Origin of the sequence: Vibrio sp. 779(2023) (genome assembly GCF_033344285.1) — a bacterium.
GTDB classification, from domain to species: Bacteria; Pseudomonadota; Gammaproteobacteria; order Enterobacterales; family Vibrionaceae; genus Vibrio; species Vibrio alginolyticus.
In genome coordinates, this window is sequence record NZ_JAWPOM010000025.1 from 39059 (window position 1) to 62028 (window position 22970).

Sequence of the window (22970 nt, forward strand, 5' to 3'; positions counted from 1 at the left end):
AAGACTGCTAACAGTCCTTTTTCAACGGACAATGTCCACATTTTGCAGAGATTAAATATAGACATGATGACTGTAATAGCCTGATTAATTGCCCAATATTTCAGATAATGAATACAAATGTGGAACATGTCGTCCTAATAAGATTCATCATGACACTTGAAGAAAAATAGTCAACCAAACACATAGAGTATGTGTGTTAGAGATGGGGGAAATTCCACGGGTTTTAGCATAACCGCAAAACGAAATGGGGCAAAAGCGAGTTACACCTTCACAGCATCTATGACCTATCAACACGTAGGGTAAAGCCTTGGCTCTTAACGGGCTTTTTGCTATCGGTGCGGTATTAATGACTTAGCCACAAACCCTGTGATGGTAAGCATTCTCACTCACCCAGACAGACGTTTTTTGCAGATACATCTCTCGATTGCTGGTTGGATATACAGTATAATAAGAAGGTATATTTGTGGAATTTAGTTTGTTTGTAATGAGCTTTTGGGTAACAGAAAGCTAATGGCGACTTTAGGTATTTAGTTGTCTGTGTTTTGGGTGTAATGCGAATGCAGAGAAAAATCATACACATAGATCTTGATTGTTACTATGCCGCAGTTGAGATGAGAGACCACCCAGAGTTAAGGGATATACCTTTGGCGATAGGTGGTTCTTCGGATCGACGTGGGGTGATTTCAACATGTAACTACATTGCCCGAAAATATGGTGTTCGCTCGGCAATGGCGACCGCTCATGCACTCAAGTTGTGCCCAAACCTAAGGGTTATAGGTGGAGACATGGAGAAGTATAAGGCTGTATCCAAACAGATTCATGCAATCTTTGCTCGTTATACTGATCTTATTGAACCTCTATCACTTGATGAAGCTTACCTTGATGTAACTGACTCACAATTATTCAGAGGGTCGGCAACATTAATCGCGCAGGATATACGTAAGGCAATTGAATCAGAACTAAATCTTACGGCCAGTGCAGGTGTAGCCACTATCAAATTTGTTGCAAAAGTCGCCTCCGATATTAATAAGCCAAATGGTATTTGCGTCGTAACACCAGATGAAATTGAGGGATTTGTTGATGAGTTGGAATTAGGCAAGATTCCAGGTGTAGGGAAGGTAACCCTAGAAAAGTTGAATAATCTTGGTCTGTACAAAGGCATTGATGTCAAAAATTATGATCAACACATGTTACTTAAACAGTTTGGTAAATTTGGTAGTTCCCTATGGGAGAGGTGCCATGGAATTGATCGTCGTGAGGTAACAGCAACAAGAATTAGAAAGTCCCTTGGTGTTGAGCGGACATTTGCTCTAGATATTCGGACTGAATCAGAATGCCTTGAGGCTATTGAATCACTATATGATGAATTAGTGAGACGATTCAGTAAGATTGCTCATGATAAAAGAATAATCCGTCAGGGACTTAAGCTTAAATTCGATGACTTCCAGCAAACAACGGTTGAGCATAAACAAATTAACCTTGATAAAGCTTTTTTCTCTGCTTTATTAAAAGAAGCCTTGGCGCGTGCCAATGGACGAGGAATTCGCTTGATAGGGCTAAGTGTTGGGTTAGAACCTAGGGAGGGGCAAGCCAACACTCAGATGACCCTTAAGTGGTGAAAATGTAAGTGCGAGTGAAGCGTTTACGAGGCATTTACCTTGCGATTTTCGTGATTTTTCTGTAAGTGAATTATGTAAGTGCGTTTTTTAGCTTAACTATCTATTTTAAAAAGTTATTAACTCACTTACCCACTCAGAACTACATTTTTTACCCGATAGTTTTTTTACAGTGACTTTGACGACCCAACAGAGTTCCTGACTAAAAATGTACTATATAACTTTGGTATTTCGGGTAACTCACTTCATATTGGTAAATTTTGTGCGTTTGCTAATGGGGTTCAATTCATCATGCCTGACGCAAACCATGCAACTTCAGGTATCACAACATATCCGTTTGCAGTTTTCGGAGAAAAGTGGTCTGAAGCTCTACCGTTGACAGAGTACCCATTTAAAGCATACAGAGACACAGTAATTGGCAATGATGTTTGGCTTGGTTATGACGTAACAATCATGCCCGGAGTAAACATCGGTCATGGGTCAATTATTGGTGCTAAATCAGTCGTTTCTACAGATATTCCACCGTATAGTATTGCGGTAGGTAACCCTGCGAAAGTCGTTAAAACTCGGTTCAGTGAAGCTGACCAAGAAGTACTTTTGGAGCTAGCATGGTGGGACTGGGAAGTTGAGTTAATCGAGAAAGCAATGCCAATTCTAGTCAAAGGTGACATTCCTAAAGTACTTGAATTTGCGAAACAAAATGGCTTGGCAGTATAAATTCAGCTAACAAAGCATTTAAGAGTGATTCCTAACGCTTGGCACTTCTCATTCCATCGTTGAGTCTTGTGTTTACGGTGGTATGGTCGGGTTTCGTGGTTGCGTTACTCACACCTTAATGCGGCGTTATGTCTCACTTGGTCTAGTCAGTTAAGTAAGGGTTTCTATTTAATGAGTAATAAAAGGCAAAGAGCTACAATCACTCCTGCGGTTTCTAAAGCTTTAGTAGCGAGTGCTGGTGGCAGATGTTGTTTTAGAACAAATGGTCGTAGGTGCAGAAAGCTCTTATCGTCTGGGAAACGAGCAACAGGCAAACAGGCTCATATTATTGGAATAAGAGGTGCTCGCTCTAATATAGAGTTACCTTATACATATAAACAAACAAAAATTGAAGCTATAAATAGCTTTGATAATTTAATGTGGATATGTCAGGAGCATCATGATGAAATTGACGATCCAAATAATGAAGATTTCTATACAGTAGAAAGACTGATTAATATGAAGCTGGAACACGAGCTTGAAGTGGCACATGAGTTTGGTTTCCCTTTAGATGAGAGAGCTAGGGCGGATGCGTGGTTTGTATATTCGTTTTTCAGCTCATTTGATATAGGTACGTTGTACTCCCTAGACTTTGATGATGCGTATGGTGACTCGGATGATAACATTTTGCAGTTTATTTCGACTTTGAGCTTTGTCCTTGATGAATTAAAACCTAGTTTCCCAATATTTAAAAATCGCGCACTAAATCGCAAGTGGGAGTTATTTTCAGAGTGCTTCTTGATAGTCTTTCCGAATGAATTGCTGACTAATAAAAGACCATGTGAGCAAGAAGTGCATGATTATTTGTATAGTCTAGAACGTTTTTTGAAGTTAATTGAAAGCAGGTTTAAATGGGTTAGAAAAATAATGGTAAATAACGAGTCAGAATGGCTTTAATTGACATATGATACATAACAAAGCATTTAAGAGTGATTCCCAACGCTTGGCATTTTCGATGCTAATCGTTGGGTTTTGTGTTTAAGGTGCTATGGTTAGGTTCAGTAGCAGCGTTGCTCACACCTTAATGCGGCGTTATGTGCTTTTGAGGATAGTTGACATGGAAGTAATAGAAGCGAGTCCAGATTTAGCTCCAATCTTAGCAAGTTACGCGAAAGAATGTTTGGAGTCGGGTATCCCTAAATATTCCGGCGTTGAGCAAGATCCTGAAGCTTATTTATCAGGTTTGGTTGAACGTTCTAAGGCAACTTCTGAGCTACCAAACGGTTATTTACCCAGCACAACTTATTATTGCGTATCTGACTCTGAAATCTTAGGCGCTATTCGAGTTCGTAAAGGTACTAATGCCAACGTAGAAAATGCCATTGGGCATGTTGGCCACGAAACTAGACCGTCAGTTCGTGGTAAAGGTGTAGCCTCATTTCTGCTCGCTTGGGTGCGAGACCATATTGTCACTGACTCAGTTATTGTTACTTGTTCAATTGACAATCCAGCGTCCCAAAAGGTCATTGAAAACTGTGGCGGTGAGTATCTTGGAAACTACACAAGTGAAACCGAGGGCACTGTAAGGCGCTACCGTTTAGCACGCACATAACAAAGCGTTCAAGAGGGATTCTCAACGCCTGGCAGTTTTGGTTCAAAGTTTAACTTTTGTGATTATGGCACAATGGTTTAAGTCAGGTGGTGGCGTTGTTCACCCCTTAACGCGGCGTTAGTCGCCAGAAAAAGCTAGCAGTCAAAATCATGTTTCTAAGCTCAAAACTTGGCTACTGGTTGTTTGATTAATAGTTCCATCTTCGACGGTCAAAGCTCAGTTTCATCGGTTCTAAATCAATGCATTGCTATTTTCCAAGCGGTTGTTTCGTTCATTGTTGGTGATAGAGCGGGGCAATCGAAAATCTGTTTTTGGTTGCAACTCCGCTCGGTAAGTTTGTTGGATACAAAAGCCGATTTACTCGCTGAAAAGACGTTTTCTCTGGTGTTGTAAGTTCCACGTGGTTTCATTGAGTAGCTGCTTTGAGACTACGCCTGACTTAAATGCATCAAAGCACATAAAGTTTGTTGTTCGCAAAGTTTAGTTCGGCTTAAAATTGTCGCTCGGTGCCTCGCGACTAACAAACTGCTCAAGAGGGATTCGCAACGCGTGGCATTTTTACTATGCGTTGAATTTAGTGATTAAGGTGGTTTGCGGTGGCTTCGGTATTGCGTTGCTCACCCCTTAGCAGGGCGTTATGCGTATCAGAGGATAAAATAAATTGTTCAAACATATAGCTGTACTACTTTCGATAATTCTTATGACATTCGGTACTTACCTATCTAAGTTCGGAGTTCCTGATGATGCTTCATCTTGGGCAAATTTGGGGTCATTTTCTGGTGGTACAGCTGCTGTTTTAATAGCCCTTTATGGTGTCATATATACGATTTGGCAGCATAGGAGTGGCAAGACTAAATATACAATCGAAGATCATGTGCGATTGATGAGAACCTATAAATCTGCTCATAGCGGTGGTTACACAAACAAGGGGTATGAGTTTTTAAAATGGCTGTGGCCTAATGCTGTTTCACAGCTAACCAGAGATGGAAAGGCAACAGTTGATGACATTTTAAAGAACTCAAACTTAAATGAGATGGCTCAATGGAAGCGCAGTCTTCTTAAAGTTGAACGCAAATTAATAGCACAGTTTGTGAATGAAATGAGTAGAGAAGAACTCAAGTTAGTATGGTTATATTGCTTTTAATAGATGAGCTTCCAAAAGAATACAAAAAATGCAATAGCACCCAAATGGACTGAAGTCCCTTTGTCAGATAGTGAAAGAAGTCTTTTTGACGCGGTAAAAAACGCATAACAAAGCGTTTAAGACGGATTCACAACGCTTGGCAGTTTTGGTTTGAATCGGCTTTAGTGTTTACGGCACAATAGTTTAGGTTGGGTGGTTGCGTTGTTCACCACTTAACGCAGCGTTATGTTGTCAAAGATTAAGTATGAAGATTTTAATATTATTTATAGCGGCATTATTGTCTGGCTGCGCTGGTTTAATTGAAAGTGCTAGTTCCCCAAATTATCGAGAACACAAAGCTCGGGACAGTGTATCGCCTAGGAATCATAAAGGTTCAAGGAAAAACAAATTAGTCGGTACTGTTGTACTCACGTTTAATATTAATAGTCAGGGTGATGTGATTGACATAATGGTTACTGATTCTGTACCTAAAGGAGTATTCGATGCTGAAGCTGTGCGAATATTATCAAAACGGAAGTATGCGCCTTCCGAAAAAGGGGAAACTGGCCCTAAAAAAGCTAAGTTCGAGTTTAAAATTTGACACATAACAAACTGCTTAAGAGGGATTCGCAACGCGTGGCATTTTTGCTATGCGTTGATTTTAGTGCTTAAGGTGGTATGCGGCGGCTTTTGTATTGCGTTGCTCACCCCTTAGCAGGGCGTTAGCACTGGGTTGGGATCAAAGGTCAAACGTCTTGATGTTTATTGGTTTCTTTTCCCAAATTTACACCTGACTAAATGTGCCTCTCACGTCCGCTCCGGTGGCACTATATGCGGAGTGTTCGCTGTGAATTTACCGTTTACGGTTTCTAACTTTTTGGCTATTTCTTTGTTGTGGCTTCTTTGATGTTGTTGATTTTACCATCAAAAATGTAGTTTCATTGTCGCTGTGGTTGAGTTCGGTGATCGTATTCTTTGTTAATTTGAAAGCGGTGGAATGAAGGCGGTTTTGTGTATTTTTCTTCTACCCAACTTGCGTTTTGAAGTTGGTTTCCAGTTTTGTAGTTGTCCGTTTGGTTTCAGCGTTTTAATTCATGAATTTCGTGCTATATTTCAACATCTTGGCGTGTACCAAAGGCTTCAAGGGTAGCGTACTAACAAACAATTCAAGAGGGATTCGTAACGCGTGGCATTTTTACTATGCGTTAATTTTAGTGATTAAGGTGGTTTGCGGTGACATTGGTGTTGCGTTACTCACCCCTTAATTGGGCGTTATGCGTACGAGCATGATTAGCTACTCACTCTTATGGTAAAATTCGCATTTTGTTATAGGATCCCAAGATGAGCGATGAGCATTTTCAAGGTAAATATGAGGTAGAGCTAAAGTACCGCCTTGAGTCGAAGACTAATTTCATGAATGTTTTGAAAAATATACCCCATGAAATAATGGTTGAGGACAATCTAGAATCCGATTGTTATTTTGATACTCCTGATAAATCATTGTATCAGCAGAATAAGAGTGTCTGTATTCGTACTATGAAGCCTTCGGGTATTAAGCTTTGGATTGTAAAAGGCCCTGAGGCAGACCGATGTGAAGCGACTAATATCACTGATGCAGAAAATGCTAAAAGTATGCTTGAAACTATGGGGTACGAAATTACGTTAAAGGCTACCAAAACTCGAAGTATCTATTTCATTGGCAAGTTTCATATCACGGTTGATTCATTAGATGGTATTGGCGACTTTGCTGAGTTCGCTATCATGACAGACGATGAATCAATGCTAATTGCTTATAGGTCGGAACTTGAAGCCCTAGCTAGCAAGTTTGGGTTGACAGGTTCAGCATTGCAGAATAAATCCTATAAACAGATGTTCGAGGAAAAGTACGCATAACAAAGCATTTAAGAGTGATTCGCAACGCTTGGCATTTTCGCTTCGCTCAAGTATAGCCAAACGTCGCTCACACCTTAATGCGGCGTTAGGCGACATGAGATAAACGATAGAGTAGTGATAGTATCTTGGCGTGCATCTAGCTTCCGTTAACGGAAAAGGAGTAGGTTAATGAATAGTAAAGCATTTGATAATTGGCAAAAATCGCGAAAGAAAGGATGTTTAAATTGGCTTTTCAGAACAACTTTCGTCACAGCCATTTTGTACATGATTTTTAATGTTATTTTCCTTTATCCATCTTCTGATGCGGCAAGCATTACGATTTTCTTATCGGATAATGCTCTTAATTACTCCATTTACACGATCGGGATGTTTTTCGCATTTTGGGCTATTTGGCTATACAACGAATCTTCGTATGAGAAAGAAGTTAAACGTAGAAATGTCGCCTAACAAACTGTTCAAGAGGGATTCGCAACGCGTGGCATTTTCACTATGCGTTGATTTTGGTGATTAAGGTGGTATGCGGCAGCTTTTGTATTGCGTCGCTCACCCCTTAACAGGGCGTTAGCATACTTTGATAGGAGTTCTGATGACTACGATAGTCGAACAAATTGTTAATCGTGAAATTGACTCGGTCATCGTCTACGAATCTGACCAAGTTATAGCTTTTGCAGACCATGACCCAATCAACTTTGGACACATTTTAATTTGTCCTAAGACTCAATACCGTACTTTCATCGACCTGCCTGAGTCTGTGTTTTTAGAGATCACCGACGTTGCAAGAGATTTATATAAACGTATAGAAGCTAAGTTCAATCCCGATGGTATCGGCTTTATGCAAAACAATGGAGAGGCACATCATTTCAACGAGCTCGATCACTACCATTTGCATATTTTCCCTAGATTCCATGGCGACCAGTACGGTTGGGTTAGTAGTGAACTTGGAATTCAACCTATGGATAAACTTAGAGAATCACTTAAAGATCTATGAGTATTGAAAAAGTATGCTAACAAATTGTTCAAGAGTGATTCGGCACGCGTGGCATTTTTACTATGCGTCAAGTTTAGTGGTTAAGGTGGTATGCGGAGGCTTCGGCATTGCGTGCCTCACACCTTAACAAGGCGTTATATTTTAAATCGAGATTTGCAGATGATTGAAACAGTAAAATATTCAGACATTGTGGAAACAATTAAAGCAGATGAGAAGCGAGTGACAGGTCGCATGTATTGCTTTGATGGAGTTGATAGTGCGACTGAAGACCTAATGGCAGAGATGAATGCTAAATTGAAAAGGCACACTCTAGTTGCTGTATTGTTCTGCAATCCTAATACGCAGTTTTGCAAAGATGAAATTCTTAATTCTTTGAATTATTTTCATAAAAGATCTAAACATTATATCCATATTTTTTGTTGCGGTTTCGGTGCCTACGAAAAGTCCACTAAATTTAACGATATCCAACAAGTCGTTGATATCGATGGTACACCATGGTTTTACAGTGATACGGCTTTGGTTGATGTGGTTGAAAGCTTTGAAGCTAAGACCAACTGGGTCTATAGCGGTGAAAATGAACTTCTAATTCTAGACGTAATACCTTCCAAAGATGAAAAAGACATTACAGTAAGTAATGCTATTGTTTGTAACCTTGAGCAAATGAAAGCAGATAAAGCGTTCACTTCAGTTCGTTCACTAATTGAAAATTTAATTCGTTACGCGGCAAGCAGTGAATGTGCAGATGCTTGGGAATTTAGTGACAAACAAGGTATCAGTGCAGCAAAAGACAGCCTTAAAGATGCCTTTCTAGGCTTGTTACCAAAGCCGGTTAGTGCAATGTACAAAAAGTCAGAGGGTTTCGCGGTCAAAAAAATATAACAAAGCATTTAAGAGTGATTCTCAACGCTTGGCGTTTTTCATTCCATCGTTGAGTCTAGTGTTTACGGTGGTATGGTTAAGTTTCGTGGTAGCGTTGCTCACACCTTAATGCGGCGTTAGCTGTTTGAGGAAAAAATGAGAAAATTCGATAAGCCGCTATTCTGGCTGTATATAAAAACAAGAGACTCATTGTTGTCATCTTTTAAGGGCTTTCTGGGAATGCTTTTAGTGTTGATCGGGGCAGCAGTAGTTTTAGGTAATGAATCCCCTGAGAATGTCTGGACTTCGGTGGGAATCATTTTATTAGTATCTAGTCTTCCAGTCTCAATGGGCTTGATGATGGTAAAGTTCAAATTTAAGAGCTTTGCTGGATCAATACCTACAGCAGAACTAGCGTACTTCTTACAGCACGATGAAGGTGCAAACTTAGATAAAGCTGTGAGAGGTTTATTTTCGTTATACATATCTTTTATGATTTACCTTTGGTTTACGATGGTAGCTATCGCAGCTCTTGGTATGTTGGGAGCAAAGCTCGTGTTGTAAAACACAGCTAACAAACTGCTCAAGAGGGATTCGCAACGCGTGGCATTTTTACTATGCGTTGAATTTAGTGATTAAGGTGGTTTGCGGCGGCTTAGGTATTGCGTTGCTCACCCCTTAGCAGGGCGTTAGCTGTCGTCAAGTGGATATCACATCTTGTATAATCCAATAAACGGCTAACAGCAAAAGCTTAACTTTATGAAAAAAATTAATTGTATTTTGCTTACATCTTTACTCTTTGGTGCATCTCTATCAGCGGGAGAGTTCTATTGTAGTGATTTTTCGGGTGAGCAAAGATTTAAAGTTCATGGTTTGACAGGTATTGTCGAAGCTTTGTCTCCCAATAATATTCTAGAGAATATAAATGCTGATAAGGTAAGCTCGGTACCATCTGAAGATGCAGTTACAATCAAATCTACGTTTAATTCAGAAGTTCATACCCTCAACATTCACAGCAGCGGAATGAATGATGGTAAATTTTTGTTTAATTTTCATGGCAATGTAAATCTCTACGGAAACTGTACTAAAAGTAATTAAACCCGTATGCCCGTAAAAAGCTAAGAATAATGTTTAAAATCTGCGTGACTAAAAGCCATGTTTAGCACTTCGATATGATACCTTTACAGCAACTTAGGATTCGCAGCTAACAAAGCCTTTAAGTCTGATTCGCAAACGCGTGCCGAACTCGCTATCGCTCAAACATGGCCCACGTTCACTCACAGCTTAAGGCGGCGTTAGGTGAATTAATGGAATATCACTACACAAATAATGATAGATTGATGCAGCTAAACGACTTAAAAGGACGTTTGACGCTTTTAATTGCTCATCTTCAACTAAACCATAACGATGCCAAGATAATTTCAATATACGAGCGTGCTTTGTTTGACGTAGATGAGCTGATTTGCAATGGTTTTAACCAAAATCAATTGTCGAATGTTAGTGATTCAATCCCAGATCTTTTTAATCGGCACAAAGATTGGGTACCTCCCTTAGAAGTTGGCTCTGATGGTAAGTTGTCTGAGCCGTAATGGTTTTTAGCGCTAGAGAACTATCTTCAACCTGTTCTAAAAAGTGCAAGGAAACTAAAGGAGTTGGGTGCGCGATAATTCACCTAACAAATTGTTCAAGAGGGATTCGCAACGCGTGGCATTTTTACTATGCGTTGGTTTTAGTGTTTAAGGTGGCATGCGGCGGCATCGGTATTGCGTTGCTCACCCCTTAACAAGGCGTTATAAGCCATGAGGAGTATTTTATGTCAGTGGCAGTAGAACTTGTGATCCCTCTTGTGGGGGTTGCAACTTCTGTTATTGCATCGGGGTTATTTGATGTAATAAGCAAAAAGAAACAAAAAGAAGAAACTCTGGAGGACAGAATTAACAAGTTAACCTCTGCCCTAAAAGAGTCTAGTAGCTTAGTTTCTCAAGTAGAAGACGAGATTCGGTCTAGGCAAGCATTGGTAAACGAGTTGAAAGAAGATGCGAAAAGGTATGAAGACTTAGCCTCCTTAAATCAACAGCAAGTTGATGCTGTTGCGCAAGTCCTTCAAGGGGAGTTGAGAAAAGAAGGCAAAGTTTCTTTTTGGAAAGGAGTTGCGGTTAACTTCATTTTCTTCCTTCTTGGTGCTGGAACATCGTGGTATATGTCGGCAGGCTTATAACAAACTGTTTAAGAGGGATTCGCAACGCGTGGCATTTTCACTATGCGTTGATTTTAGTGTTTAAGGTGGTATACGGCGGCCCTGGTATTGCGTTGCTCACCCCTTAACAGGGCGTTAGGGCACAAAGGAAAGGCTATGAGTTTAGAAGTATTAGAGTCTGTTTTGTTAGTAGTAGGTACAGTTGCAGCATGTATTGCTGCCGTGCCGGTGGTCAAGTCTTGGATTCCTACGAAACTAACCAAAGAAGAACGAGCAATTTTAAAGTTGGCATTAAGTAACCCTAATTTTAAAGGAATCTTAGAATACAACTTAGAGCCTGAATCTATAGTTAAAAGCCCATACAAGCATAATGAAACAATAGGTGTCAGCTCGGAAATATTGGAACTTAGAGAAAAGCAGTTGCTCCAAGTCCTAGAGGGTAACTTTGGGCAACCAGCAGGCTCTGTGTGGTTTCAATTAACTGCTAAAGGCTACGCTGCAGCTAAGCGTCTATCTTGAGAATTGTGCCCTAACAAACTGTTCAAGAGGGATTCGCAACGCGTGGCATTTTCACTATGCGTTGATTTTAGTGTTTAAGGCGGTTTGCGGCGGCTTTGGTATTGCGTTGCTCACCCCTTAACAGGGCGTTAGCTTTATGAGGTTGAGATGACATACAGTGATATAGAAAAAGAATATAGCTCATATATGAAAGATGCTTCCTTTCAGCTAGGATACTCCCACATCCCAAAGTTCGTGAATGTTAATGATTACTTGTGTGCAGCGAAAAGCAAAATGATGAAAATGGCTATCGAGAAGATGCCATATCAAGTATTTGCGCTAGACAGAGCTATCGAAGTATTGATAATGCTGACAGAAATGTTTGAAGTACCAAACAAAGATTCGAGGCGGACTGCTCTTTATGCCCAGCTTCGACGCTCAAGTAATACTGTTATCGCTTTTAGAGAGGTTATATCTCTTGGCATTGAAGAGTCTGCTAGAGTACTGACCAGAAACTTATTTGAATCGAATGAAATAGCTTTTGCTGTTCTTGTTAGTGCTGAATTCTCGGAGCGTTACTTCTTAAATGACGATATAGACCAAAAGAAGTTTTGGAAGCAAGAAATCGCGTATGGAAAAATATACCAATATGTATCTAAAGCATATTCATTGGCGGTTTCAGAAGAGGATATAGATCATTATTTGTCTCATCGCAAGGAAGTTAAAAATGTGACTTCCTCTGCTGTGCATTGTGGTGACGCCGGTGGTTTTAGAGGTATCGCTACTCCCGTTTTGGGTGAAGATGACTTAGCATGTATTCGTCCATATGAGGCAATTAGCGCACATGCCCCAAATCATATAGAAGCGGTAATAGACGAAGTATATATGGTTGTAGGCATTTTTATGAATGCCTTACAGATCAAAGAGTATAATCAATCATTTGCTTTGGATTCTGATGACCCTGAGTTTATCCAAGCGTTTCTATGTACAATTGATGCGTTTCAAAAGTTGATTAACAAGTCAAGGTAAGTGTCAGAAAATAAAGCTAACAAAGCATTTAAGAGTGATTCGCAACGCTTGGCAGTTTCGCTTCGCTCAAGTATAGCCAAGCGTCGCTCACACCTTAATGCGGCGTTAGTAGCTAAAGCCAAATCGCAGAACTGGATGTTAGTTACTAGAACTTCGACAGTATTGGAAGCAGTAAAGCTCAAAATTGTTCATTGAGTAATTCTATTAATTCATCTTCGGTATCTGGGATCTTATCGAGTTCAACGTAGCAAGCTGATCCACCGTTTAGCATGTAAGCGTTAGTTGTGCAGTGGTCGTAATGAAACCACTTACCTTGAACGCATACATCGGTGTAACAGCGAGGATCTTGTTTTAAAGTCATTGTTACTTCCTAATATTGTTCAAATGTTGCCACCAAACCTGTAGGTTAGCTTGATTAACAAAGGTAACCAGATCAAATATAGTTGGGTTTAGGTGTGTTTGGAAAGTACGCTACTAACAAGTTGCTTAAGAGGGATTCAGCACGCGTGGCATTTTGGGTATGCGGTAGTTTTAGTGTTGAAGTGCTATGCAGATGCTTGGTCATTGCGTGCTTCACCCCTTAGCAAAGCGTTAGCCGTCATGGAGCTTGCTATACTCAAAGTGATAGAATAGTATCACTTTAGTATTCCTTTGGAGCAGCTCTCATGAAAGTAGAACTAGTTACATCACTCAAACGTCAAGCAACTAAGATCCTCGCGGATCTCCACGATACCAAAGAGCCAGTGTTAATTACTGAGCATGGTAAGCCATCCGCTTATCTCGTTGATGTTGATGACTACGAGTTTATGCAAAATCGTTTAGCTATTCTTGAGGGTATTGCACGAGGTGAGCGTGCGCTAGCTGACGGTAAAGTGATAAGCCATGATGAAGCCAAGGACAAAATGTCAAAATGGCTGAAATAATCTGGACTGAACCAGCGTTATCTGACCTCAACGATATCGCTGAATACATCGCACTTGAAAATATCGTAGCTGCAAAGCAGTTAGTGCAAACGATCTTCTCCAAAGTCGAACGCCTACAAACTTTCCCAGAGTCAGGTCGTATTCCACCCGAGCTAGAACATCTAAGTTATCGTGAAGTTGTCGTTAATCCATGTCGTGTTTTCTATAAACAAGACGGTGACAAAGTGTTTATTCTGTTTGTTATTCGTGCAGAGAGAGATTTGCGTAAGTTCCTGTTGAGTAAGCAGTAACCTTTGGGAATGAGCGGCTAACAAACTGTTTAAGAGTGATTCGCAACGCGTGGCATTTTTTCTATGCGTTGGTTTTAGTGTTTAAGGTGGTATGCGGCGGCTTCGGCATTGCGTTGCTCACACCTTAACAGGGCGTTATGCGTTTTACGTGATTTAGAGGAATAGAAATGAAATTTGAAGGTATTGCTCAACTAAACGAATTCGTTCTATCTATCAATGACTTTATTCACAATGAGGAAAACCATTCAGTTGTCCAATACCCTCGAAATTCTGTTAGTAGCTGGAATGTAAAATCCATAGAAGAAGAGAACGAAGCCCTTCTTAATTCAGTTTCAGGTTCAGCAAATATTTACGCAATTTTTGAGTTAGAAGACAACAATGATAAGCCGACTCTGAAGTACATTGGTAAAACTACTCGAAGACTGGCAAGGCAACGCTTAAGAAATCATTTGATAACTAAGCATGCTAAAACTGGAGCTAAGTTAGAATCTGTAAAAGATCTAGTACGAAGGGGGCATACAATCAAAATAGCATACCTTCCAATTGAACCTGAGTCTTTAAGAAACTACGTTGAAGAAGAACTGATTTTTCTGAACAAAAGCGCAGAATGGAATCGAGAAAACGCATAACAAAGCATTTAAGAGTGATTCGCAACGCTTGGCGCTTTCGCTTCGCTCAAGTATAGCCAAGCGTCGCTCACACCTTAATGCGGCGTTAACTGTACTGGAGGTTCAGTGAAACAAGAAAAACTATTCGAGTTTTATGAGAAGCTGTATTTTCATGAAATGCAAAATAGAGACACTTTGTATACAAGGGTGCAAATCAATTTTGCGTTGATCTTTACAGGTTTCTCGATAGTAAGCTACATGCTAAGAATGCTAGATTTCTCATCTAATAAGGAATTAGCGCTAGTGTTTTCTGCTTTAGCTATATTGAGCGTAACTATATCTTCTAGAGGGGTGTTCTATTTAATAAAAGCATTTTGGGGAACAGAGTATAAAGGTGTTCCTGACCCCGTTGAGACAGATCGTTATCGAGTAGAAGTAGAAAACCATGCAGAATCGATACTTCAATACAATAAAGATTACCCGGAAAACAAACAGCCGGAGGTCAATGTAGAAGCTGTATTATCCAAGTTTCTATTAGAACAAGTCCGCGACTGTGCTACTCACAATACATATGCGAATGAGGTAAGGTTCACTCACGTTCACAATTCAGTTAAATGGCTATTGCTCGCAGCAATACCATTTTTGTCAGCAAGTGTCCTTTTCGTAGCGTTTGATCTTGATGCTTCCTCTCCTAGAAAAGAAACACTAATATATAATCAATCACTAGTTGAAAAGCTTGAGAGCATTAACGGTGAAATTGTAAATGCTAGCTCTGGCTACAGTGAAATATTGGAGGCTCAAAAGTTATGCCAAACAAACCAAAACCTAGCGCTCCACCACCTCCTCCAAGTGCACCAAGTGCTCCTGGACCAAGAAAGATTATTGAAAATGGTCAGCCACCAAAAAGAATGTGAGGGTAATATGCCAGAACAAAAGCCATCAACACCACCGCCGCCGCCTCAAGCCCCTGCGCAGCCAGTTGCTCGCACATTTAAAGACGAGGCTCCACCTAAAACCAACAAATAGTACAGTTAACAATCTGTTTAAGAGTGATTCGCAACGCTTGGCATTTTTGCTATGCGTTGCGTTTCGTGTTTAAGGTGGTATGCAGAAGCTTCGGTATTGCGTTGCTCACACCTTAACAGGGCGTTATGTTTAATCCAGTAAAATCAGTAGTTTGTGTCTTTTCTTTGCACCCAAAGTCATTCTGTTTTGGTCTTTTAGCAAATTGGCATCGTTTGACGCTGTTTTCCGTAAATTTTCCTCAATCTTTAAGTTAGAACTTCAGTTTTTGCATTTTCTGTTTTCAAAGTTTAACTTAGTCAACTTTATGATTTGATTAAGTTTTTTAACTTTTGGTTTTGTTTGCAAATGTAAGTCGGGTTAAACTTCCGTATAGTTAAACGTAAGGTATTGAATCTTAAACATAACAAACAGTTCAAGAGGGATTCAGCACGCGTGGCATTTTTGGTATGCGGTGGTTTCGGTGTTGAAGTGCAATGCAGTAACATCGGTATTGCGTGCTTCACCCCTTAACTGGGCGTTATGTAACAAGGAAAGATCGAGCATGGAAATATTTACGGATAGACTGAAAATGACTCAAATTGCGGACAACGATTGGGAATTATTTGAGTCTTTACATCGTGATCCTGCTGTTATTAACTTATGTTTCGATGAACCATCGGCTTTTGAAATAAAAGAAAGATTTGAATCAAGGCTTCCTATTTGGTCCAAAGCTTCAGAAAATTGGCTATGCCTTACAATGACTGTACGGGAAACTGGTGAAAAAATCGGTGTCACTGGTTTTCACCTTATCGATGGTGTGGCAGACGTTGGGTATTTAATTCTCCCTCAATATCATGGTCTCGGGTTTGGTACAGAGTCATTGAAAGCATTAATCAATTGGGCTTCTAATGAACTAGATATTACGGCATTTAGTGCAGTAGTTACAGAAGGTAACGTTGGTTCAGAGAAGGTGCTTATTAAAAGTGGCTTTTCTCTCAAAACAGTAGCACCAAATGCCTACAAAATTGGCGGTAAACTGTATGCAGATCGTATTTATAGCATCGAAAATATTGTTACATAACAAAGCGTTTAAGGCAGATTCGCAACGCGTGGCAGTTTTGGTTTGAGTCGGCTTAAGTGTTTACGGGGCAAGGTTTAAGTTCAGTGGTAGTGTTGCTCACTACTTAACGCGGCGTTATGTTCTTGGAGGAAATGGTGGGCTATCAAAGGGATAGGGTAACTTTCAGCGTTTTCCATAAACTTGCTTTAACTATTTACAAATGCTTAAAATTTAAGGTTTTAGGCGAAACAGAAAAGCTAGAGTGGCAGCAAATTTTAGTAGCCGATTGTTTGCGTGTTATAGGTTTTTGTAGTTTGGCTTATTGGCTAGCTTCCAAAGTCCAAATGTCGACATCTAGCGATAAGCACAAGTTTTGGTCTACTCATATTTCGGGTATTGCGTTGCAATACGCAGGTGATATGGGTGGTGCTGAAAGAGCATACTTACAAAGCCAAGATTACGGTTGTGTGCTTTCTTTGAGTTTCAGTTTACAACACTTGGGTAAATTAAACGTGGAGCTTGGTAACTATGAACTCGCTGAAAAGCAGTTTATTGAGGCTTTGGCTATTCGAACGAAACTGAAGCGTACAGACTTAATAGATTCGACCAACCGAGCAATACAAGGGTTACAAAAGCTACGAACATAACAAACAGTTCAAGAGGGATTCAGCACGCGTGGCATTTTGGGTATGCGTTGGTTTCGGTGTTGAAGTGCTATGCGGCAACATCGGTATTGCGTGCTTCACCCCTTAACTGGGCGTTAGCACTGGGTTGGGCATCAAAGGTTAAAAGTTTCTGTGTTTATTGGTTTCTTTTCCTAGCTTTACACCTGATCAAATGTGCCTTTCATGTTCGCTCCGGTGGCACTATATGCGAAGTTTTCGCTTTGATTTTACCGTTTACGGTTTCTAACTTTCGGGCGATTTCTCTGGTGTGGTTTCTTTAGCGCTGAGAAATTTGCGGCAAAACCTAGTTTCTCTGAAGCTGCTGTTAAAGCCTGAAGCTCGAATCCTTTGCTAATTTGAATGCGGTGAAAAAGGGCAGTTAAGCATGCTTTTCTTCTAGCTAACTTACGTCTTGAAGTTTGTTTCAGTTTGGCAGCTGTCCGTTTGGTTTTGGTGTTTTAAGCCATAAGTTTCGTGCTATATTTCAATGCGTTGGTTCGTTTCAAAGGCTTTAAGGGCAGCGTGCTAACAAACAATTCAAGAGGGATTCGTAACGCGTGGCATTTTTGCTATGCGTTAATTTTAGTGGTTAAGGTGGTATGCGGAAGCATCGGTGTTGCGTTACTCACCCCTTAATTGGGCGTTAGCACTGGGTTGGCATCAGAGGTCAAAAGCCTTGGTGTTTATTGGCTTCTTTTCTTAGCTTTACACTTGAACAAGTGTGCCTTTCATGTTCGCTCCGGTGGCACTATATGAGTTATTTTCGCTCTTGTTTCAGCGTTTACGGTTTCTAACTTTTGGGCTATTTCTCTGGTGTGGTTTCTTTAGTGCTGAGATATTTTCGTCCAAGCTAGGTATCTTTGACGCTGCTGTTCAAGTCCGAAGCCCGAATCCTTTGCTAATTTGAAAGCGGTGAAAAAGGGCAGTAAAGCATGTTTTTCTTCTAGCCAACTTACGTCTTGAAGTTAGCTTTAAGTTTGGCAGCTTTCCGTTTAGCTTCAGTGTTTTAGCCGGAATTTTCGTGCTATATTTCAATATCTTGGCGTATATCAAAGGTTTTAAGGGCAGCGTGCTAACAAACAGTTCAAGTGGGATTCAGCACGCGTGGCATTTTTGGTATGCGTTGGTTTCGGTGTTGAAGTGCCATGCAGTAGCATCGGTATTGCGTGCTTCACCCCTTAACTGGGCGTTAGGGCTCATCATTAGTAATAAGTTTAGGAAGTATGTGGGAATATTTTTACATATTTTGTAGTCTAGCTTCGCTGTGTGCGTTTGTTGGATATATTTATGATTGCTTTAAACAAATTGAAAAAATAAAGGCATATGGATTGGTTGGTTTACTAGTAGTTCTAACCGCATTATTTTGGGGGTGGTTCTTCTTTTTTCCAGAAAACTCTGTAAAGCAAGCAATAGAAGACAAGAGAACATTCACTGTTAAACACTATAGGTCACCGAGTGATGTTGCCGAAATATCAAGAATAGATAGTGACTTTACAACTGGAACTAGTAGTAGTGAGCAGGTAATAATGTTTGAATCATCATTCGCTGAACCACCAGAAGTCTATATTTACCGTCCGGATGATATCGACTCGTTCTACGATATGACGCCGATTGATGCTAAAAAAATAACCACCCAAGGTTTCACTATACAAGTATATTCGAGTGGTCAGTCGGGGCCATGGAAATACAGGGCTTTAGGCCGTTTGTTGCAAGAAGTTGAAGTTAAGCCCTAACAAGCAATTTAAGAGTGATTCACCACGCTTGGCATCTCTGGTTTGGGTTTAGTTTAGTGTTTACGGCGTCCAAGTTGAGTCCTGTGATAGCGTGGCTCACACCTTAATTGGGCGTTAGGCGACGGGCAGAAAGTTCTTTGTTCTCATCTTCTTAGTTCTCTTTTAGCATTCGTTTTTCAGCGTTGGCAATTTGGTATTGTCGGCTCAAATTCTTGAACCTCTCCAGCCGTAAAACATGCCAAAATTCGTGGATTGCCTCATTGGTTTTCATAGTCGGTTGGTTGTTAATTCCACTGGCTCAAAGTGTGGTAGGGGCAAGTCAATCGAAGCTTTCGTTTTCGCTGTAAGTTTGCAACTTTGGTTTTTTCGGTCTCAAAACCTACTTTGTTGCTGAAGGTCTGTATTTCGTGGTTGTTGAAACCTTGGCTGAAACATAGTGGCTTTTATGGTTCTTGAATCACCAAAAGTCAGTGGGTGTTTGGTTGCTTATTTTGTTTCAGGTAATCTGCTTTCAAAACAACTTAAACACTGGTGGGAAACTTCGCCTAACAAGGCGTTTAAGGCGGATTCACAACGCTTGGCGATTTTGTTTCCAGTCAGGTTAAGTGTTTAAGGTACAATGGTTTAAGTGTGGTGGTTGGCGTTGTTCACCACTTAACGCGGCGTTATAACCTTAGAGGGAAAAATGGAACTTAGAGTATTTGAAAAGGAAGATCATGACCTGCTTATCGGTTGGATCGACTCGGATAAATTGAATTATCAATGGGGTGGTCCAAACTTTGAGTTTCCATTGGATTCAGTGCAAATTTCTAAACACTGTTCCCAAGAGCAAGTGTTTCCGTTTATCTTTGTTGTCTCAGGTCAGAACGCTGGCTATGTTGAACTATTCAAAGTTTCAGATTCGCACTTTAGGATTTGCCGCGTATTTGTTTCAGACAGCTTTCGTGGAAAGGGCATTTCAAAGCGTATGCTTGGTCAATTAGTCGATCTAGCAAAAGAAAAATACAGCGCTAGCTTACTATCACTAGCTGTATTTGAACGAAACATAGTTGCGAGAAATTGCTATGAATCGCTTGGTTTTACCGTTATAGCGCATGAAAATGGCTCTCGTTCTTTCGACGGTGAGGTTTGGGGTCTTTTACGTTTGGAAAGACGGTTATAACAAAGCATTTAAGAGTGATTCCCAACGCTTGGCATTTCCAGTTCAAGGTTGGGTTTTGTGTTTACGGTGTAATGGTTTAGGTTCGGTGGTAGCGTTGCTCACACCTTAATGCGGCGTTATGTGTTCGGAGGAAATTATGGGAAGACGCTATAGGCGCAGATCACACGGCTCTGCAATAGTTAGTGATTCGGTGTATATAGCGGCTAGGTTACCTTGGTGGGCTGCGATTTGTTTCGGGTTTATATCCTTCCTAATTTTCTATTTCGGCTTTCCCGCATTTCTCGAGAGTAAGGCATCAGAATTGAGTGGTAGTGCTGTTTCACAAGCTTTTGAGTCAATCTTTACGCGTCGAATTCACTGGTTTGAGTGGCTTGGAATAGCTTGTGGTTTAATCGGTGTATTTTTTGGTTTTCGTAACTATTTAGTGTCGTCTTATGCTGGGTATGAAGAGCGTGGGCTGGTTGCGTTTCTTGCCAAAATTATCAGTAGAAACGTCAACTAACACACATAACAAACAATTTAAGAGGGATTCCCAACGCTTGGCATTTTTGCTTCTACTTCAGTTTTAGTGGTTACGGTACAATGCTTTAGGTTGGGTGGTAGCGTTGCTCACCCCTTAATTGGGCGTTAGCCTTACGTGTATTTTACGTCAGTTGTAGGAAATATGAATAAAGTATTAGAAGACGATACAATCAATAGATTAGCTAGTTGGTTGACGATTATTACTGCGATAATCTCGCTAGCCAACTTTGTGGTTTCGCTAAAAGTTGGGAATGTAACTTCCGGTACAGAATTATCGGTAAGCCGTATTGAAGCGGTTCTACCTTTTCGGTTCGTACTCTACATTTTACTAGAAACAGCTCTAGCTTATGCATTTGGGAGAACGTTAATTTACTTTGAACAGTATGGTCAAGGGATCCCTCTAATGCTTGTTGTTATCGTGTCACTGATATCAGCTTGGACTTCTTTATTCAATGCCCAATGGTTATTCTTAGGGAGTTCAACAGGGGAGCTGTTTTCGGTTTATGGTATGAAGTTACTTGCTCTAATGCTAGTTGCCTTAGGTATAGCTATGTATTTCATTTCAGTGCATTTCGATAGACACAAGGGAAACTTTGGCGAAGACGTGAAAGAGCCCAATGCTTTTACGATCCAACTAGTTGCTTTTTTCGTCATGTTCTTTTTGGTTATTTACGCATAAGGCTAACAAACTGTTTAAGAGTGATTCGCAACGCGTGGCATTTTTACTATGCGTTGTGTTTAGTGTTTAAGGTGGTATGCGGCGGCTTTGGTATTGCGTTGCTCACACCTTAACAGGGCGTTAGTTTGCAAGAGGAAAAAGGCGCCTATATCGAAAGATCTAGTGGTAAAAGCTTAAAGTCGAAATTGTCTTATCGGCATTTAATTTCAGTGTTAACTTGCGTGGTGTAAACTCAAAATTGGTATCGTTTCAACGGTTGACTTGTTCTTTGGTGCGGAGACTTTTGGGTTAACTGAGTTGAACTTTTTTGCTGAAACTCTGCTCGTTGAGCTTGTTGGTATAAAAGCCGATCTACTCGCTGAAATGACGCTTTCTTTGGTGTGGCAAGTTCCACGTGGTTTCAGTGACTTTGTTGAAAGTCCGCATTGTGAGATTGGTTTTCCAAAAGCGCTTTTTGGTGTTGTGAGTTCGTTTTCTGCGGCGTTGTTTGTTCCAAGTGGTTTCAGTGAGAGACGCTTTAAAACTACGCCTGATTTTAGTTTTTCAAAGCATGTAAAAACAGTGTAGGCAAAGCGGTAATCAACTCCAAACCTAAGCCTTGGGTTTGGCAACTAACAAAGCATTCAAGAGGGATTCACAACGCTTGGCAGTTTTGGCTCAAAGTTCAGTTTAAGTGTTTATGGCACAATGTTTTAGGTTGGGTGGTGGCGTTGTTCACCCCTTAATGCGGCGTTAGAGCGCAGGAGAAAAAAGTATGAACATGACCGATATAGTTGAATACATTTCATATCTTATCGCCGGCATTATTATCGCTCCTTTCGGCTTTATGCTGTTTAAAGAATTCATTGGTGAAGATCGCAAGACAGTTACAGATGAAGTCAAATCGACAGTAGGTGACGAATCGAGAAGGTTTCTGGGTGGTAGGTATGGTGATGCCGTTGTAGGTCAATTTGTCGAGTTTAAACTGATAATCGCGATAGGCTTGCCAGTAGTGCTATTTCTTGGAATTTCTTCCTTGGTTAATTCTCTTTTGAAAGTTCTGTTCAACCTGTGAGTTGCGCTCTAACAAACTGTTCAAGAGGGATTCGCAACGCGTGGCATTTTGACTATGCGTTGGTTTTAGTGTTTAAGGTGGGATGCGGAGGCTTAGGTATTGCGTTGCTCACCCCTTAACAGGGCGTTATGCTTCAAACTGAAGATCATCAATGGAGTTTAAATGACAAAACGGAATAAATTTCAACTAAAAAAAGCAGCTAGCAAGAGATCAGCAGAACATCTAGAAAAAATCACTGGTGGAATGGCTGCTGTTATATCAGCTTATTTGCTTGCAATTTCCACAAGGTTTATAGATTTTGACGGAATAACAATCCCTACGGCAAGTATAGGGACATTTTCATTGGTCCTATTGGTGCTATATAAAATGATGTCATTTTATGAGAAAGAGGGTGATCTGGAGACGAAAAACCCAATGTCGATACTTTTCGGTCTGGGTCTAACAGGGGGCTTAATTACATATGTATTAATTCTTAGCAGTATAAGTTGGATACTTGTTTTAGTCGCATCTATAACTTTTTCTGTAGTTTTATTCATTTTTGCTTTTGCTTACGGGAGAAAAGAAGCATAACAAAGCATTTAAGAGTGATTCCCAACGCTTGGCATTTTTCATTCTATCGTTGGGTTTAGTGTTTATGGTGGTATGGTTAGGTTTCGTGGTAGCGTTGCTCACACCTTAATGCGGCGTTATGTTTTTAGAGGAAATTTGATAGTTTATGGAAAGCTTCTTCGAGAGTGAGTTCATGCTCTCCAACTCACT

The 22970-nt window shown here is 40.4% G+C and carries 29 protein-coding genes; 28 read left to right on the plus strand and 1 reads right to left on the minus strand.

Annotation, left to right across the window (positions count from 1 at the left end; genetic code table 11):
* Positions 1–557: 557 nt before the first annotated feature.
* The 16 genes from dinB (at position 558) to R8O70_RS21845 (ending at position 12510) form a co-directional block, all read left to right on the plus strand.
* Positions 558–1619, plus strand: a complete 1062-nt coding sequence (dinB, locus tag R8O70_RS21765) for a DNA polymerase IV (RefSeq protein WP_285357421.1) — start codon at positions 558–560, stop codon at positions 1617–1619.
* 288 nt (positions 1620–1907) lie between these two features.
* Positions 1908–2333, plus strand: a complete 426-nt coding sequence (locus R8O70_RS21770; protein WP_318184372.1) for a CatB-related O-acetyltransferase — start codon at positions 1908–1910, stop codon at positions 2331–2333.
* Positions 2334–2504: 171 nt separating this feature from the next.
* Complete coding sequence (locus tag R8O70_RS21775; protein ID WP_258623675.1) at positions 2505–3269, plus strand: hypothetical protein; 765 nt, start codon at positions 2505–2507, stop codon at positions 3267–3269.
* Between the two features lie 160 nt (positions 3270–3429).
* The gene (locus R8O70_RS21780) at positions 3430–3924 is read left to right on the plus strand and encodes a GNAT family N-acetyltransferase (RefSeq protein WP_258623676.1); all 495 of its coding nucleotides are present in this window, start codon (positions 3430–3432) and stop codon (positions 3922–3924) included.
* A 700-nt stretch (positions 3925–4624) separates the two neighbouring features.
* Entirely contained in the window at positions 4625–5068 is a 444-nt protein-coding gene (locus R8O70_RS21785) for a hypothetical protein (RefSeq protein ID WP_318184373.1), read from the plus strand.
* 244 nt (positions 5069–5312) lie between these two features.
* Positions 5313–5648 (plus strand): energy transducer TonB, encoded by a 336-nt coding sequence (locus R8O70_RS21790; protein WP_031781252.1) that lies wholly within the window; start codon positions 5313–5315, stop codon positions 5646–5648.
* Positions 5649–6388: 740 nt separating this feature from the next.
* Positions 6389–6940 (plus strand): class IV adenylate cyclase, encoded by a 552-nt coding sequence (cyaB, locus tag R8O70_RS21795; RefSeq protein ID WP_047124098.1) that lies wholly within the window; start codon positions 6389–6391, stop codon positions 6938–6940.
* 168 nt (positions 6941–7108) lie between these two features.
* Complete coding sequence (locus R8O70_RS21800; RefSeq protein WP_031780882.1) at positions 7109–7387, plus strand: hypothetical protein; 279 nt, start codon at positions 7109–7111, stop codon at positions 7385–7387.
* 139 nt (positions 7388–7526) lie between these two features.
* Complete coding sequence (locus R8O70_RS21805) at positions 7527–7928, plus strand: HIT family protein (RefSeq protein WP_318184374.1); 402 nt, start codon at positions 7527–7529, stop codon at positions 7926–7928.
* 159 nt (positions 7929–8087) lie between these two features.
* Positions 8088–8807 (plus strand): hypothetical protein, encoded by a 720-nt coding sequence (locus R8O70_RS21810; RefSeq protein ID WP_258645322.1) that lies wholly within the window; start codon positions 8088–8090, stop codon positions 8805–8807.
* A gap of 135 nt (positions 8808–8942) precedes the next feature.
* Positions 8943–9350, plus strand: coding sequence for a hypothetical protein (locus tag R8O70_RS21815; RefSeq protein WP_318184375.1), 408 nt, complete (start codon positions 8943–8945; stop codon positions 9348–9350).
* Between the two features lie 195 nt (positions 9351–9545).
* A complete protein-coding gene (locus R8O70_RS21820; protein WP_258644861.1) occupies positions 9546–9884 on the plus strand; it encodes a hypothetical protein in 339 nt (112 codons plus the stop codon).
* Positions 9885–10093: 209 nt separating this feature from the next.
* Complete coding sequence (locus R8O70_RS21825; protein WP_258644862.1) at positions 10094–10375, plus strand: hypothetical protein; 282 nt, start codon at positions 10094–10096, stop codon at positions 10373–10375.
* Between the two features lie 224 nt (positions 10376–10599).
* Positions 10600–11004, plus strand: a complete 405-nt coding sequence (locus tag R8O70_RS21835) for a hypothetical protein (protein ID WP_050937238.1) — start codon at positions 10600–10602, stop codon at positions 11002–11004.
* 135 nt (positions 11005–11139) lie between these two features.
* The gene (locus R8O70_RS21840; protein ID WP_050937243.1) at positions 11140–11502 is read left to right on the plus strand and encodes a hypothetical protein; all 363 of its coding nucleotides are present in this window, start codon (positions 11140–11142) and stop codon (positions 11500–11502) included.
* A 147-nt stretch (positions 11503–11649) separates the two neighbouring features.
* Positions 11650–12510: a DUF5677 domain-containing protein gene (locus R8O70_RS21845; RefSeq protein WP_258644580.1), complete on the plus strand. Its 861-nt coding sequence runs from the start codon at positions 11650–11652 to the stop codon at positions 12508–12510.
* Positions 12511–12688: 178 nt separating this feature from the next.
* Here R8O70_RS21845 and R8O70_RS21850 read toward each other — a convergent pair whose 3' ends face one another.
* Positions 12689–12871: a hypothetical protein gene (locus tag R8O70_RS21850; protein WP_069486267.1), complete on the minus strand. Its 183-nt coding sequence runs from the start codon at positions 12869–12871 to the stop codon at positions 12689–12691.
* A 304-nt stretch (positions 12872–13175) separates the two neighbouring features.
* Between R8O70_RS21850 and R8O70_RS21855 the strand changes: the two genes are divergently transcribed.
* The 12 genes from R8O70_RS21855 (at position 13176) to R8O70_RS21925 (ending at position 22781) form a co-directional block, all read left to right on the plus strand.
* Complete coding sequence (locus R8O70_RS21855) at positions 13176–13433, plus strand: type II toxin-antitoxin system Phd/YefM family antitoxin (protein WP_005377012.1); 258 nt, start codon at positions 13176–13178, stop codon at positions 13431–13433.
* Entirely contained in the window at positions 13421–13723 is a 303-nt protein-coding gene (locus R8O70_RS21860) for a type II toxin-antitoxin system RelE/ParE family toxin (protein WP_005377013.1), read from the plus strand. The genes R8O70_RS21855 and R8O70_RS21860 overlap by 13 nt, the downstream gene beginning before the upstream one ends.
* A 167-nt stretch (positions 13724–13890) precedes the next feature.
* A complete protein-coding gene (locus R8O70_RS21865; protein WP_025796455.1) occupies positions 13891–14352 on the plus strand; it encodes a GIY-YIG nuclease family protein in 462 nt (153 codons plus the stop codon).
* 105 nt (positions 14353–14457) lie between these two features.
* Positions 14458–15357 (plus strand): hypothetical protein, encoded by a 900-nt coding sequence (locus tag R8O70_RS21870; protein WP_258644579.1) that lies wholly within the window; start codon positions 14458–14460, stop codon positions 15355–15357.
* 541 nt (positions 15358–15898) lie between these two features.
* The gene (locus tag R8O70_RS21880) at positions 15899–16417 is read left to right on the plus strand and encodes a GNAT family N-acetyltransferase (protein WP_258644577.1); all 519 of its coding nucleotides are present in this window, start codon (positions 15899–15901) and stop codon (positions 16415–16417) included.
* Positions 16418–16533: 116 nt separating this feature from the next.
* Positions 16534–17043, plus strand: a complete 510-nt coding sequence (locus R8O70_RS21885; protein ID WP_017822011.1) for a hypothetical protein — start codon at positions 16534–16536, stop codon at positions 17041–17043.
* Positions 17044–18284: 1241 nt separating this feature from the next.
* On the plus strand, positions 18285–18794 hold the full coding sequence (locus tag R8O70_RS21900; protein WP_193240148.1) for a hypothetical protein: 510 nt from the start codon (positions 18285–18287) through the stop codon (positions 18792–18794).
* Between the two features lie 685 nt (positions 18795–19479).
* Positions 19480–19956, plus strand: a complete 477-nt coding sequence (locus R8O70_RS21905; protein WP_054730962.1) for a GNAT family N-acetyltransferase — start codon at positions 19480–19482, stop codon at positions 19954–19956.
* Positions 19957–20620: 664 nt separating this feature from the next.
* Positions 20621–21157 carry a hypothetical protein gene (locus R8O70_RS21910; RefSeq protein ID WP_111416662.1) on the plus strand — a complete coding sequence of 179 codons (537 nt, stop codon included), beginning with the start codon at positions 20621–20623 and terminating at the stop codon, positions 21155–21157.
* 297 nt (positions 21158–21454) lie between these two features.
* The gene (locus R8O70_RS21915) at positions 21455–21724 is read left to right on the plus strand and encodes a hypothetical protein (RefSeq protein WP_258623880.1); all 270 of its coding nucleotides are present in this window, start codon (positions 21455–21457) and stop codon (positions 21722–21724) included.
* Between the two features lie 187 nt (positions 21725–21911).
* Entirely contained in the window at positions 21912–22211 is a 300-nt protein-coding gene (locus R8O70_RS21920) for a hypothetical protein (RefSeq protein WP_258623882.1), read from the plus strand.
* Positions 22212–22373: 162 nt separating this feature from the next.
* On the plus strand, positions 22374–22781 hold the full coding sequence (locus R8O70_RS21925; protein WP_258623884.1) for a hypothetical protein: 408 nt from the start codon (positions 22374–22376) through the stop codon (positions 22779–22781).
* Positions 22782–22970 lie beyond the last annotated feature (189 nt).